The sequence below is a fragment of the Microbacterium sp. NPDC087868 genome, from assembly GCF_044900755.1.
GTDB classification, from domain to species: Bacteria; Actinomycetota; Actinomycetes; order Actinomycetales; family Microbacteriaceae; genus Microbacterium; species Microbacterium galbinum.
This window is the reverse complement of sequence record NZ_JBJDNO010000001.1, coordinates 200,043-213,496: the sequence shown is the minus strand read 5'-3', so window position 1 is coordinate 213,496 and position 13,454 is coordinate 200,043. Positions and strand designations below refer to the sequence as shown.

12 protein-coding genes are annotated in these 13,454 nt (G+C 68.8%); 4 read left to right on the top strand and 8 right to left on the bottom strand.

The window, feature by feature from the left end:
- Positions 1-89: 89 nt before the first annotated feature.
- The 4 genes from ACI2JZ_RS01050 to hrcA are packed head-to-tail and all read right to left on the bottom strand — an operon-like array spanning position 90 to position 3,401.
- The gene (locus tag ACI2JZ_RS01050; protein ID WP_247622225.1) at positions 90-440 is read right to left on the bottom strand and encodes a histidine triad nucleotide-binding protein; all 351 of its coding nucleotides are present in this window, start codon (positions 438-440) and stop codon (positions 90-92) included.
- A 42-nt stretch (positions 441-482) separates the two neighbouring features.
- Positions 483-1,211, bottom strand: coding sequence for a 16S rRNA (uracil(1498)-N(3))-methyltransferase (locus ACI2JZ_RS01045; RefSeq protein ID WP_404596264.1), 729 nt, complete (start codon positions 1,209-1,211; stop codon positions 483-485).
- Positions 1,212-1,214: 3 nt separating this feature from the next.
- The gene (gene dnaJ / locus ACI2JZ_RS01040; RefSeq protein ID WP_247956328.1) at positions 1,215-2,330 is read right to left on the bottom strand and encodes a molecular chaperone DnaJ; all 1,116 of its coding nucleotides are present in this window, start codon (positions 2,328-2,330) and stop codon (positions 1,215-1,217) included.
- A gap of 36 nt (positions 2,331-2,366) precedes the next feature.
- Positions 2,367-3,401 (bottom strand): heat-inducible transcriptional repressor HrcA, encoded by a 1,035-nt coding sequence (gene hrcA, locus ACI2JZ_RS01035; RefSeq protein ID WP_247622222.1) that lies wholly within the window; start codon positions 3,399-3,401, stop codon positions 2,367-2,369.
- Between the two features lie 101 nt (positions 3,402-3,502).
- Here hrcA and ACI2JZ_RS01030 point away from each other — a divergent pair, with 101 nt between their 5' ends.
- Positions 3,503-4,924, top strand: a complete 1,422-nt coding sequence (locus ACI2JZ_RS01030; protein WP_404596263.1) for a carboxylesterase/lipase family protein — start codon at positions 3,503-3,505, stop codon at positions 4,922-4,924.
- Positions 4,925-4,940: 16 nt separating this feature from the next.
- Here the strand turns inward: ACI2JZ_RS01030 and hemW are convergent, their stop codons facing one another.
- The 4 genes from hemW to lepA are packed head-to-tail and all read right to left on the bottom strand — an operon-like array spanning position 4,941 to position 9,175.
- A complete protein-coding gene (gene hemW / locus ACI2JZ_RS01025; protein ID WP_404596262.1) occupies positions 4,941-6,158 on the bottom strand; it encodes a radical SAM family heme chaperone HemW in 1,218 nt (405 codons plus the stop codon).
- Positions 6,158-6,811 carry a DUF1990 family protein gene (locus ACI2JZ_RS01020; protein ID WP_247622219.1) on the bottom strand — a complete coding sequence of 218 codons (654 nt, stop codon included), beginning with the start codon at positions 6,809-6,811 and terminating at the stop codon, positions 6,158-6,160. Before ACI2JZ_RS01020 ends, hemW begins: the two co-directional genes overlap by 1 nt.
- 10 nt (positions 6,812-6,821) lie before the next feature.
- Complete coding sequence (locus ACI2JZ_RS01015) at positions 6,822-7,292, bottom strand: DUF1990 family protein (RefSeq protein ID WP_247622218.1); 471 nt, start codon at positions 7,290-7,292, stop codon at positions 6,822-6,824.
- 29 nt (positions 7,293-7,321) lie between these two features.
- On the bottom strand, positions 7,322-9,175 hold the full coding sequence (lepA, locus tag ACI2JZ_RS01010) for a translation elongation factor 4 (RefSeq protein WP_247622217.1): 1,854 nt from the start codon (positions 9,173-9,175) through the stop codon (positions 7,322-7,324).
- Between the two features lie 225 nt (positions 9,176-9,400).
- Here lepA and ACI2JZ_RS01005 point away from each other — a divergent pair, with 225 nt between their 5' ends.
- Genes ACI2JZ_RS01005 through ACI2JZ_RS00995 form a run of 3 tightly spaced genes read left to right on the top strand, consistent with a single transcriptional unit; the run spans position 9,401 to position 13,377 of the window.
- Positions 9,401-10,384, top strand: a complete 984-nt coding sequence (locus ACI2JZ_RS01005; protein ID WP_247622216.1) for an ABC transporter permease — start codon at positions 9,401-9,403, stop codon at positions 10,382-10,384.
- A gap of 3 nt (positions 10,385-10,387) precedes the next feature.
- Complete coding sequence (locus ACI2JZ_RS01000) at positions 10,388-11,320, top strand: ABC transporter permease (RefSeq protein ID WP_247632038.1); 933 nt, start codon at positions 10,388-10,390, stop codon at positions 11,318-11,320.
- Positions 11,317-13,377, top strand: a complete 2,061-nt coding sequence (locus ACI2JZ_RS00995) for a dipeptide ABC transporter ATP-binding protein (RefSeq protein ID WP_404596261.1) — start codon at positions 11,317-11,319, stop codon at positions 13,375-13,377. Before ACI2JZ_RS01000 ends, ACI2JZ_RS00995 begins: the two co-directional genes overlap by 4 nt.
- Positions 13,378-13,454: the final 77 nt, after the last annotated feature.

The window sequence follows — 13,454 nt, the reverse complement described above, 5'->3', positions numbered from 1 at the left end:
CGACGCCGTCGGCGTAGATCTTCTCGACGGACTCCGGAGCGGATGCTCCGCTGCGGCGTTCCGGGATCTCAGGACTCTGGTCGTGGTTTTCAGGCACCGACACTCTTCTCGTTCAGTCCCCCGCCCAGCACGTGGGCGTGGACGTGGAACACGGTCTGTCCGGCGTTCGGGCCGGAGTTGAAGACGAGGCGGTAGTCGCCGTCGTCGGTGTGCTGCGCGGCGAGTTCCTTTGCGAAGGAGACCATCTCGGCGAGCAGCGTCGGGTCACCCGCCGCGATCTCGGCGACGTCGCGGTACTCCGCGGTCTTCGGGATCACCAGGAGGTGGACCGGCGCCTGGGGCGCGATGTCACGGATGGCGAACACGCGTTCGGTCTCACCGAGGACCTCTGCGGGGATCTCACCGTTCAGGATGCGCGTGAAGATCGAGGGTTCGCTCATGTTCCCAGTCTAGCGGCGGGGTCCGCCGGCACGGCGGTGCGCTCACCAGCGGCGGAGGGCGACGGAGAGCACCGCGATCGCCGCGGGTCCGGCCGTCGAGGTGCGCAGCACCGTGTCTCCCAAGAGCACGCGCTCGGCGCCCGCCGCGGTCAACCGGGCGATCTCGTCGTCCGAGACGCCACCTTCGGGTCCGACGACCAGCACGATGTCGCGGTCGTCCGCGGTGATCTCCGACAGTCGGGTCGTCGCCGACGGGTCGAGGATCAGCACGCGCTCCGCGCTCGCACGGGTCGCCAGCTCCCCCGTGCTCGCGGGAGCCGCCACCTCGGGGACCCACGGCCGATGAGCCTGTTTGGCGGCCTCGCGAACGATCGTCGCCCACCGCTCACGGCCCTTCACGGCCTTGGGCCCCTCCCAGCGGGAGACGCTCCGGCTCGCCTGCCAGGGCACGATCTCGTCGACGCCCAACTCGCAGGCGGCCTGCACCGCGAGCTCGTCGCGGTCACCCTTCGCGAGCGCCTGCGCGAGAACGATGCGCGGGGTCGGCGACGAGTGCACGGCCCGATCGGAGATCCGCACGTCCACTCGTGCGGGAGCGACCTCCTCGGCGACGCCCTGGAGCCAGATGCCCCGACCGTCACCGATCGTCACCTGCTCCCCCACACGGAGGCGACGGACGACCGCCGCATGCTTCGCCTCGGCACCGGTCAGCGACACGAGATCGCCGGGCTCGGCATCCGACGACGTTTCGACGAGGAAATGCAGCGCCATGGCTCAGTGCGTGCGGAAGCGGTCGCGGAGCTTGGAGAAGAGACCCTGCTGGAACTGCGCCAGCTGCGGCCCCGGAGCCTTCGCCTTCTTCGCGAAGTCCTCGATGAGCGCCCGCTGCGCGGAGTCGAGCTTGGTCGGAGTCACCACCTGCACGCCGACGCGCAGGTCACCCCGCTGCGAACCGCGCAGCGGCGTGATGCCGCGTCCCTTGATCGTGAGCACGTCGCCGGACTGCACGCCCGCGCGCACCTCGAGATCCACCGCACCGTCGAGGCCCTGGATCGAGGTCTCGGTGCCGAGGATCGCATCGGTCATCGACACCTCGAGCGTCGCGAGCAGGTCGTCTCCGTCACGGCTGAACGCCGCGTGCGGGTTGACCGTGACCTCGACGTACAGGTCGCCGTTCGGGCCGCCGGCCTTGCCGACCTCACCGGAGCCGGGCAGCTGCAGGCGCAGACCGGTCTCGACGCCGGCGGGGATGTCGAGCGAGACGGTACGACGAGAGCGCACGCGCCCCTGACCGCCGCAGGTACCGCACGGGTACGGGATGGTCGTGCCGTAGCCCTCGCACGTGCCGCAGGGCTGCGAGGTGACGACGTTGCCGAGCAGGCTGCGCACCGTGCGCTGGACGTGTCCGGAACCGCCGCAGATGTCGCAGGTGACGGGCGACGTGCCCTCCTGACAGCAGGAACCCTGGCACGTCTCGCAGAGCACCGCGGTGTCGACCTCGATGTCGCGATGCGCACCGAAGACGACGTCGCCGAGGTCGAGAGTGACCCGCACCAGCGCGTCCTGCCCCCGCTCACGGCGGGAACGCGGGCGCGCACGCCCTCCACCCTGTCCCGCGCCGAAGAACGTCTCGAAGATGTCGCCGAATCCGCCGAACCCTCCGCCGAAGTTCCCGGCCGCGCCGTCTCCCCCGCCCATGTCGTAGCGGCGGCGGGAATCGTCGTCGCTGAGCACGTCGTACGCGTGCGTGACGAGCTTGAACTTCTCCGCCGCGTCCTCACCCGGATTCACATCCGGGTGCAGCTGACGCGCGAGGCGCCGATACGCCTTCTTGATCTCGTCGGTGGAAGCGTCCCGGGACACCCCGAGAACCTCATAGTGGTCCGCCACGATCGCCTTTCTGCGTTGTTCTTCGTCGACGGCCGCTCAGCGGCTCGTCTCGTCTTCGTCGAGCATCCGCGTCAGGTAGCGGGCCACGGCCCGCGCCGCCGCGAGATTGCTCGGATAGTCCATGCGCGTCGGGCCCATTACGCCGACCCGCGCCGTTCCGCTGGGGGCGGCGTAGTTGCTCGCGACGATCGACGCCTCGCCCAGCCCGAACGGGGCGTTCTCGGTGCCGATGCTGGCCGCGAGGCCGTGCTCGTCGGTGACCATCTCGCTCATGAGCCGCAGGAGCGTCACCTGCTCCTCGATCGCCTCGAGCAGCGGATGGATGCTTCCGCGGAAGTCCTGCTCGCGACGCGCGAGCGTCGCGGCCCCCGCCATCACCAGGCGCTCCTGACGGAACGTACCCAGCTCGTCGACGATCACGGTGGCGAGAGCCCGCAGTGCGGCATCGCCGGGAGCGGCCTCGGGCGCCGCCAGCAGCGTCTGCAGACGGTCGGCCGCGTCACTGACCGCCTGCCCCGTGAGCAGGGCGGAGAGCCGCGCGCGAAGCATGATCGCATCACCGTCGTCGATCTCGATCGGCAACGGGGCCATCCGCTGCGAGACGCCGCCGGCGTCGGTGACGAGCACGACAAGCATGCGGGTCGGGGCGAGCGGCACGAGTTCGATGTGGGTGAGGTGCGCACGGGCGAACGACGGGTACTGCGCGAGCGCGACCTGACCCGTCAGCTGCGTCAGCACGCGCACGGTGCGCACCATCAGGTCGTCGAGATCGCTCGGCGCCGCCAGGAACGACTCGATCGCCGTTCGCTGAGCGGACGAGAGCGGGCGCAGCTGGGCGAGATGATTGACGAAGACGCGGTACCCCTTGTCGGTGGGCACGCGGCCCGACGAGGTGTGCGGCGCGGTGATGAGCTCCTCGTCCTCGAGGAGCGCCATGTCGTTGCGGATCGTGGCTGCGGAGACCCCGAAGGAGTGGCGGTCCACGATGGAACGGCTGCCGACGGGTTCGTGGGTCTCGACGTAGTCCTGCACGATCGCGCGGAGAACCTGGAGTCCTCGCTCTGTGACCATCGCCCTTCCCTTCCGTTGGCACTCGGACGTTCAGAGTGCCAATCCTACCCCGCCCGCGGCTCGTCTCGTCGGAGGTCGGGCTCCGCCCTAGGATGACGACCATGACCGCCCCCACCGCCGAGCTGTCCACCGGAATCGTCGAGGGATCGAGCGAGGGCGGGGTATCCCGGTTCCTCGGCATCCCCTACGCCGCCCCTCCCTTCGGCGAGAACCGGTTCCGGGAACCGCGGCCGGCGACTCCGTGGACCGGCGTGCGTCCCGCCACGGCCTTCGGGCCCACGGCCCCGCAGTCGCCGTATCCCGGCGCGATCGGCGAGCTGCTCGGATCGGTCAGGATCGACGGTGACGACATCCTGACCGCCAACGTCTGGGCGCCGACGGATGCCGAGCGCGCCCCGGTGCTGCTGTGGATCCACGGCGGAGCGCTCGAGCGCGGCACCGCGGCGCTTCCGCTCTACGACGGGGCCGGCTTCGCCGCCGCAGGGATCGTCTTCGTGTCGATCAACTACCGCCTCGGCTCGGAGGGTTTCTCGATGCTCGACGACGCACCGCGCAATCTCGGCCTCCGGGACGCGGCCGCAGCTCTCGAGTGGGTGCATCGCGAGATCGGCGCGTTCGGCGGCGACCCCGCACGCATCACCCTCATGGGGGAATCGGCCGGAGGCGCGATCGTCGCGGGCCTTCTCACGCGCGACGACTCCCGCACCCTCGTCGCGCGCGCGATCATCGAGTCCGGTCCGTTGGAGGCGCAACCGCCGCAGAAGGCGGGGCGGGTGACCGCGGTTCTCGCGAAGCGGCTCGGCATCCGCGCCGATCGTGCGTCGTTCGCGTCCGTCCCTCCCGAGAAGCTGCTCGAGGCGCGTCGCGCGCAGTCCGCGGGCTCGTCGCCGCTGGGCGGAGCGCCGGGGTTCCAATTCGCGATCGATCCGGACAGCCTTCCGCGCTCGCCTCACGAGGTCCTGCCGACCATCGACACGCCGCTGCTCATCGGCAGCAACACCGATGAGTACCGGCTCTGGTTCACACCCGAGACCCTCGCCGAGATCCGCCCGCTCAAGCTCTTCATCGCGCGTCTGGCCCTGGGAATCCCGCGCCGAGCCGTATCGGAGTACCGGAAGGCGTTCCCGAAGGCCTCCACCGGCGAGATCTTCGGACAGTTGGCGACCGACGTGATGCTGCGCGCGCCACTCTCGCGCGCGGCGCGCGCCCGCCCCGCGCTCACGTTCGTCTACGAGTTCGCGTGGCCGAGCCCGGTGCGCGATCTGCGTGCCGCACACGCTCTCGAGCTCGGATTCGTCTTCGACCGTCTGGCGGATGCCGAGGCGCAGCGCCTCGCGGGCGCCGATGCACCCCAGGCTCTCGCCGACGAGATGCACGCCGCCTGGATCTCCTTCGTCACGACAGGTTCGCCCGGCTGGGCGGCGTACGGCGCCGACCGCACGACACGGGTGTTCGACACGACGAGCGGCACGCTCCCCCAGCGGCGCACCGCCGGAATGGATCTGCTCCCGACCCGGAGCTGACCGCTTCGCTCCCGCGTCAGTCGGTGAGCTCGCGCACGACGGCATCGGCCAGGAGCCGTCCGCGCAGCGTCAACTGCACCCGACCCTGCACCGCGGCGCGGGCGTCGACGAGGCCGTCGGCGATGAGACCCGCGACGTTCGCGCGATTGCCGGCCGGCAGGTCGGCCACCGCGATGCCCTCGACGAGGCGGCTCTGCAGCAGCACCCGTTCGAGCATCCGTGCGCCCTCGTCCGGACGCTCGGTGCCGGCCGCCGGAGAATCGGATGCCGACAGCCGCTGCGCGTACGCCGCTGGATGCTTGACGTTCCACCAGCGGAGTCCGGCGACGTGGCTGTGCGCCCCCGGCCCGAAGCCCCACCAGTCGCTCCCCCGCCAGTAGGCGAGGTTGTGACGCGAGCGCTGTGCGTCGCTGCGGGCCCAGTTGCTCACCTCGTACCACTCGAAGCCCGCCGCGGCGAGGCGGCGATCGGCCAGCTCGTACATGTCGGCCTGCAGATCGTCGTCGGGCGTCGGCACCTCGCCACGCCGGATCTGGCGGGCGAGCTTCGTGCCGTCCTCGATGATGAGCGCGTACGCCGAGATGTGGTCGGAGTCGAGTTCGAGGGCCGCATCCAGCGACGCCTCCCAGTCGGCGAGGGACTCGCCCGGCGCGCCGTAGATCAGATCGACGCTGACGGCGAGCCCGGCTTCCTTCGCCGCGGCGACGGCCGTGCGCACGTTGTCGGGGTCGTGCGTGCGGTCGAGCGCGGCGAGCACGTGCGGCACCGCCGACTGCATGCCGATCGAGAGACGCGTCACGCCGGCATCCGCGAGCGTGCGGGCGACCTCCGGCGTGACGGTGTCGGGGTTGGCCTCGACCGTGACCTCCGCGCCCTCGGCGAGGCCGAAGGCCGAGACCGCGGCACCGAGCATCAGCGCGAGATCGCCGGCGGGGAGGAGCGTGGGTGTTCCCCCGCCGAAGAAGACCGTGTCCATCGGGCGCAGCGCACCCGCCTCGTCGAGCACGTTTCGCGCGAGATCGATCTCGGCGAGCAGCGTGGAGGCGTAGTCCTCCTGACGGGCGCCGCGCAGTTCGCTCGAGGTGTAGGTGTTGAAGTCGCAGTATCCGCACCGCACGCGGCAGAACGGGATGTGGAGGTACGCCGAGAAGGGAACCGAGGGATCGATCGGCAGATCGGCCGGCAGGCGGCCGTCGGACGGTGCGGGATCGCCGAGAGGAAGGGGCCCCGCCATCAGAGGGGGGTCGCGTAGAGCGGGGAGATCGCCCGGAGATAGCGGGCGAAGAGCTCGCGACGGCGACGCTTCACGAGCGGCGGCACCGTGCGGTAGAGCAGGGAGTTGGGGGCGTCGAACGCGCGCACCGTGAACCAGACCTCGTCGTTGTCCTCGCGCCAGTCGACGTCGAAGGACTCCTCGCCGCTGACGACCGAGCCGCCGACGGTGCCGAGCACGAAACCGATGCGTCGAGCCTCCTCGGTGACCGAGATCACACGCAACTCGGCATCCGCGCGCATGCCCGACAGACGACCGCGCACGCGCAGCGTCATGCCCGGGCCCACGAACGGAGTCCCTTCGGCATCGTAACGGGGCTCGACGTCGCGCTTGCTGGGGGCGATCGGGTTGCCCTCGGCATCGAAGCTCACGCCCGCGTACGCCGGGCCGGGCGCGGGTCGCACGTCTTCGATCGCGAGGCCGGCCGCGCGCTGCGCCGTCCACGACAGCAGAGCTTCGCCGGCGGTCTGGAACCGCTCCGCTCCAGATCCGATCCGCCAGGACTCCTCCGCCGGGAAGCTGCGCTCCGGCGGGTACTGCATCAGATCGGGCGCGTGGGTGGCACCCACGGCCGCATAGTCCACCGTGTCGTCTCGGAAGTTCCCGCGCCGCATGAGATCCAGCCTACTGGCGGTTGCCTGGACGAACACCCCACTCGCGCGCCTCGGCGGCGACGATGCGGGTGTACCGCGCGTGGGTGCGGCGCTGGATCAGCCTCAGCGCGGGCGACAGCAACCACCACACGAGGGTCGCGGGGCGCGAGATCGAACGGGCGGTGAACACACCGTCGTCGAGCACGAACGATTCCTCTCCGTAGATCGGATGACCCGGGCGCGTCTCGTACCCGAAACCCCGCTCATCCGCCCACACCACCCGGATCGGTTCGGAGAATCGGATACCGAGCACACGCTTGGCCAGCACGCCCTCGGCGTTCGCGACCGGCGCGGACGCCGGGCCGTCGAAACCCGCCCGCCGCTTGAACTCCCAGGAGCGGATCAGCGTGCGCACGGCATCCTGATCCTCCGGAGCGACCGCGATGCTGCGCTCGGACAGGCGCATCCCCGCCGGCACGTCGACGATCGGATGCCGCGTCATCCCGCGCGTGTACGGCGGGAGCGGCCTCACTACTTCTTGTCCTTGCCCTCGACGTCGCCCGACAGCGCGGCGATGAACGCCTCCTGGGGGACCTCGACGCGGCCGACCATCTTCATGCGCTTCTTGCCCTCCTTCTGCTTCTCGAGGAGCTTGCGCTTGCGGGTGATGTCACCGCCGTAGCACTTGGCGAGCACGTCCTTGCGGATGGCGCGGATCGTCTCGCGAGCGATGATGCGTGCACCGATCGCCGCCTGGATCGGCACCTCGAACTGCTGGCGAGGGATGAGCTTGCGCAGACGCTCGGCCATCATCGTGCCGTAGGCGTAGGCCTTGTCGCGGTGGACGATCGAGCTGAACGCGTCGACCTTCTCGCCCTGGAGCAGGATGTCGACCTTCACGAGGTCGGCCTCCTGCTGCCCCGCGGGCTCGTAGTCGAGCGAGGCATAGCCCTGCGTCTTGGACTTGAGCTGGTCGAAGAAGTCGAAGACGATTTCGCCGAGCGGCATCATGTAGCGCAGCTCGACGCGCTCCTCCGAGAAGTACTCCATGCCGAGCAGCGAGCCGCGACGCGACTGGCAGAGCTCCATGACCGTGCCGACGTAGTCCTTCGGGAGCAGGATCGCGGTCTTGACGATCGGTTCCGACACGGAGCCGATGCGGCCGTCGGGGTACTCACTCGGATTCGTGACCGTCACGGTCTCGCCGGTGTCGGAGGTCAGCACCTCGTAGATCACGCTCGGCGCCGTGGTGATGAGGTCGAGTCCGAACTCGCGCGAGAGCCGCTCGGTGATGATCTCGAGGTGCAGCAGGCCGAGGAAGCCGCAGCGGAAACCGAAACCGAGAGCCACCGACGTCTCCGGCTCGTACTGCAGGGAGGCATCCGAGAGCTTGAGCTTGTCGAGGGCTTCGCGGAGTTCGGCGTAGTCGCTGCCGTCGATGGGATAGATACCCGAGAAGACCATCGGCTTCGGGTCGGTGTATCCGGACAGCGCGTCGGTCGCGGGCTTGCGTGCCGACGTGACGGTGTCACCGACCTTCGACAGTCGCACATCCTTCACGCCCGTGATGAGGTACCCCACCTCGCCGACCCCGAGTCCCTTGGTCGGGATCGGCTCGGGGCTCGACACGCCGACTTCGAGCGCCTCGTGGTTCGCGCCGGTCGACATCATCTGGATGCGCTCGCGCGGCGACAGACTGCCGTCGACCATGCGGACGTAAGTGACCACGCCGCGGTAGGCGTCGTAGACCGAGTCGAAGATCATCGCGCGCGCCGGAGCATCCGCGTCACCCACCGGAGCGGGGATCTCCTTGACGAGTCGATCGAGAAGCGCCTCGACGCCCACGCCGGTCTTGCCGGAGACGCGGAGGACGTCTTCCGGCTTGCCGCCGATGAGCGAAGCGAGCTCCTTGGCGTACTTGTCGGGGTCGGCGGCCGGGAGGTCGATCTTGTTCAGCACCGGGATGATGTGCAGATCGTTCTCGAGCGCGAGGTAGAGGTTCGCGAGGGTCTGCGCCTCGATGCCCTGCGCCGCGTCGACGAGCAGGATCGCTCCCTCGCACGCGGCCAGCGAGCGGGAGACCTCGTACGTGAAGTCGACGTGGCCCGGGGTGTCGATCATGTTGAGCGCGAACGTCTCGCCCTCGATCTCCCAGGGCATGCGCACGGCCTGGCTCTTGATCGTGATGCCGCGCTCACGCTCGATGTCCATGCGGTCCAGGTACTGAGCGCGCATGTCTCGGTCGGAGACGACACCGGTGATCTGCAGCATGCGGTCGGCGAGGGTCGACTTGCCGTGATCGATGTGCGCGATGATGCAGAAATTTCGGATCTGCGTCGCGGGCGTCGCGGCAGGCTGAAGCGGAGTGAGAGCGCGTGGGGACATGTTGCGTCGATTCTACGGTGAGGGAGGCCTAATGCCCGATTCCGCCGATCCGGTGGTAACGTCGCCCAGGTCTCCGGCGTGGAACCGAGTTCCACGGAGGAAACGACCCCGTAACATCTTTTTGGTATACCGGAACGTGCGAAGAGGCGCGTCCGGAGTGAAGCACATTGATCGGATCCGCAACGGTGATCCCGTTCGGCTCTGGTGAAGAGAGAGATACCGACCTTGATCAAGTACCTGCTGCGTCGAGCACTGGGCTGGCTGCTCATGATCGTCGTGGCGACGAACCTCACGTACTTCCTCGCCTGGCTCTATCTGGACCCGCGCAGCAACTACGTCGGGCGCCGCCCCCCTCTCAACGAGGAGCAGATCGAAGCGCTGCTCCGCCCCCGCAACCTCGACGACACGGTCCCCCTCCTCGAGCGCTGGTGGACGTGGTTCAGCAACATCCTCTTCCACTGGAACTGGGGGCTCAGCCCCACGGGCGACTCGGTGAACGACCAGGTCGCGTACCGAGTCTGGGTCAGCGCCGAACTCGTCCTCGGGGCCACCATCCTGTTCACCGTGATCGGCATCGCGCTCGGCGTCTACACCGCCTCCCGCCAGTACAAGCTCGCCGACCGGATCGGCCAGGCGACCTCGATCATCACGATGAACATCCCGATCGTCGTCGCGTCGCTGGGAATCGTGCTGCTCGCGATCCAGGCGAACAGCGCGACCGGGACGCGGATCTTCTTCGTCACGGGCGCAGCGAGTCCGGGGGTGAGCGGGTTCTTCCCCGTGCTCATCGATGCGCTGCAACATCTGATACTCCCGACGATCGCGCTGATCCTCGTCAGCTACGCCGGCATCCACTTCCTGCAGCGCTCGCTGCTGCTCGACAACATCAACGCCGACTACGTGCGCACCGCGCGCGCCAAGGGGTTGACCAAGTCCCAGGCGATCCGCCGCCACGCGCTGCGCACCTCGCTGATCCCCGTGACGACCCAGGTGGCCTTCTCCATCCCGGCGGTCTTCACCGGCGCCGTCCTGACCGAATCGATCTTCGGCTGGAACGGCATGGGCAAGTACTTCACACAGACCATCGCGACGAACGACATCCACGGCGTCGTCGCCGTCGCGGCCTTCGGCGCAGTGATGACCGCGATCGGCGCCGTCCTCTCGGACATCGCCGTGGTCATCCTCGATCCACGAGTGCGGGTGAGCTGAACCATGAGCATCGCAGACCTCTCCGATCCCCTCCGCCACGGCGACGACCCGCCGGCGACCCCGGTGCGCACACCGCGCAAGCGGATGTCGAAGTTCGAACTCTACGGTCGCCGCTTCCTGCGCAACCGCGGTGCCGTCGCGGGCGCGGTGATCTTCGTCATCATCGTGCTGTTCGCCCTCATCGGCCCCCTCTTCCAGCAGTACGACCACATCGAACTGGACTTCCTCGCACTGACGAAGCCCCCGTCGGCCGAGCACTGGTTCGGTACGAACGGCGCGGGCAACGACCTCTACGCCCAGGTCGTCGTCGGCCTGCAGCGGTCGCTCATGATCGCCCTGGCCGTGTCGATCGGAACGACCGTGCTCTCCGCGCTCATCGGCGCGGCAGCCGCGTACTTCGGTGGCGTGTTCGAGCGCGGAGTGCTCGTCGTCATCCACTTCCTCATGGTCGTGCCGACGTTCCTCATCCTCGCGATGATCTCGAACAGCGCCGGCGGCGATTGGCGGATCATCGCGGTCATCATGATCGCGATCAACTGGTTCTTCCCCGCCCGCGTGATCTGGACGCTCTCCCTCTCCCTGCGCGAACGCGAATACATCTCCGCCGCGAAGTACATGGGCGTGCCCGGATTCCGGATCGTGCTGCGCCACATGCTCCCCAACATCGGATCGCTGCTGGTCATCAACTTCACGCTCGGCGTGGTCGGCGCGGTGCAGACCGAGACCAGCCTGTCGTTCCTCGGCTTCGGTGTGAAGGCGCCGGACGTGTCTCTCGGCTCGCTCATCGGCTCCGGCTCGGCGACCATCACGAGCGCACCCTGGCTGTTCTACTTCCCCGCGGCCGCGCTCACCCTCCTCACCATCTCGATGGCTCTGATCGCCGACGGTCTGCGCGATGCCCTCGACCCGACCTCTGCCGCGGGAGGCCGCGCATGACCGCTCCCATCCTCTCCGTCCGCGACCTGCGCGTCAGTTTTCCCTCGGAGGCCGGTCGCGTCGACGCGGTGCGCGGCATCTCGTTCGACCTCGAAGCCGGCCGCACGCTGAGCATCGTGGGCGAGTCCGGCTCGGGCAAGTCCGTCACCTCGCTGGCGATCATGGGCCTGCTGACCGAGAACGCGAAGGTCGAAGGATCGATCGTCTTCGACGGCCAGGAACTGATCGGCAAGACGGATGCCCAGCTGTCGATGATCCGTGGGAACGGCCTGTCCATGGTCTTCCAGGATCCGCTCACATCTCTGACGCCCGTCTTCACGATCGGCGATCAGCTGGTCGAAGCGCTCACCGTGCACAAGAGCATGGGCAAGAAAGAGGCCCAGGCCCGCGCGATCGAGCTCCTCCGTCTCGTCGGCATCCCGAATCCGGAGCGGCGCCTGAAGGCGTTCCCGCACGAGTTCTCGGGCGGTATGCGCCAGCGCGTGGTCATCGCCATCGCCATGGCGAACAACCCCAAACTGATCATCGCCGACGAGCCCACGACCGCCCTCGACGTCACGATCCAGGCGCAGATCCTCGACCTGCTCGGCACGGCGCAGCGCGAGACCGGCGCCGCGGTGATCCTCATCACCCACGACATGGGGGTCGTCGCCAAGACGGCCGACGACGTCCTCGTCATGTACGCGGGACGCGCCGTCGAGCAGGCGCCGGTGCGCGAGCTCTTCCACCACACGCGGATGCCGTACTCGATCGGCCTCCTCGGCGCGATGCCCCGGGTCGACGCCGCCGAGAAGGTACCGCTCATCCCGATCCACGGCAATCCCCCACTGCTGATCGACCTTCCGGACGCCTGCCCGTTCGCGGCCCGATGCCCGATCGCGATCGACGCGTGCCGCGCGTCGGAGCCCGAACTGCTCCCGGTGCCGACCAGCACGTCCAGCGAGCATCGCGCCGCGTGCATCCGATCGCACGAGATCGACGACGGCGGCATGCTCGGCGGGCTGCCCGTCTACCCCGTGCCGCCGATCCCGGAGAGCGCGCTGACCCGCACCCCGCGGGAGGAACGCCCGATCGCACTCGAGGTCACCAACCTCACAAAGACGTTCCCGCTGCTCAAGGGCGCCTTCGTCAAGCGCCGCGTGGGTTCGGTCCACGCGGTCAAGGGCGTCACCTTCGACGTGCGCAAGGGTGAGACGATGGCGATCGTCGGGGAGTCCGGCAGCGGTAAGTCCACGACCCTCCTGCAGATCATGGACTTCGTGCCGCAGGAGAACGGCGACATCCGCATCGGCGGCAAGAGCGTCTCCGACGTCAAGCGCGGCGCCGAGGAGCGCCACCTGCGGCGCGACATCCAGATCGTGTTCCAAGACCCGATGGGCGCCCTCGACCCGCGCATGACCGTCGCCGACATCATCGCCGAACCGCTGCACGCCATCGGCGTCAAGGGAGACGAGGCCGACAACCGCGTCGACGAGCTCATGGATCTCGTCGGTCTCGATCCGGCGCACTCGGATCGGTTCCCCGGAGCCTTCTCGGGTGGACAGCGACAGCGCATCGGAATCGCCCGCGCCCTCGCCACCAACCCCAAGATCATCGTGCTCGACGAGCCCGTCTCGGCGCTCGACGTGTCGATCCAGGCCGGCGTGATCAACCTTCTCGACGAGCTCAAGGTGAAGCTCGGGATCTCCTACCTCTTCGTGGCGCACGACCTCGCCGTCGTCCGCCACATCGCCGATCGCGTCGCGGTGATGTACCTCGGCGCCTTCGTCGAGGAGGGCGACGTCGACAGTGTGTTCGACGATCCGCAGCATCCGTACACGCAGGCACTGCTGTCGGCGATCCCCGTTCCCGATCCCGACATCGAGCGCGCTCGCGAGCGGATCGTCCTCTCGGGCGATCTCCCCAGCCCGACCGAGGAGGTGCGCGGCTGCTCGTTCGTCAGCCGGTGCCCCCTCTACCCGACGCTCGCGCCGGAGCAGCAGGCGCGGTGCGAGGGCGAGGTGCCCGCATTGACGGGTGCGTCGTCCGCGCACATGAACGCGTGCCACTTCCGGTAACGGTTAACAACGATTAATCGACCTCGACGCACGACAGGCTTAACCTCTCCCCATCCCCACAGGCCGACACGGCACAA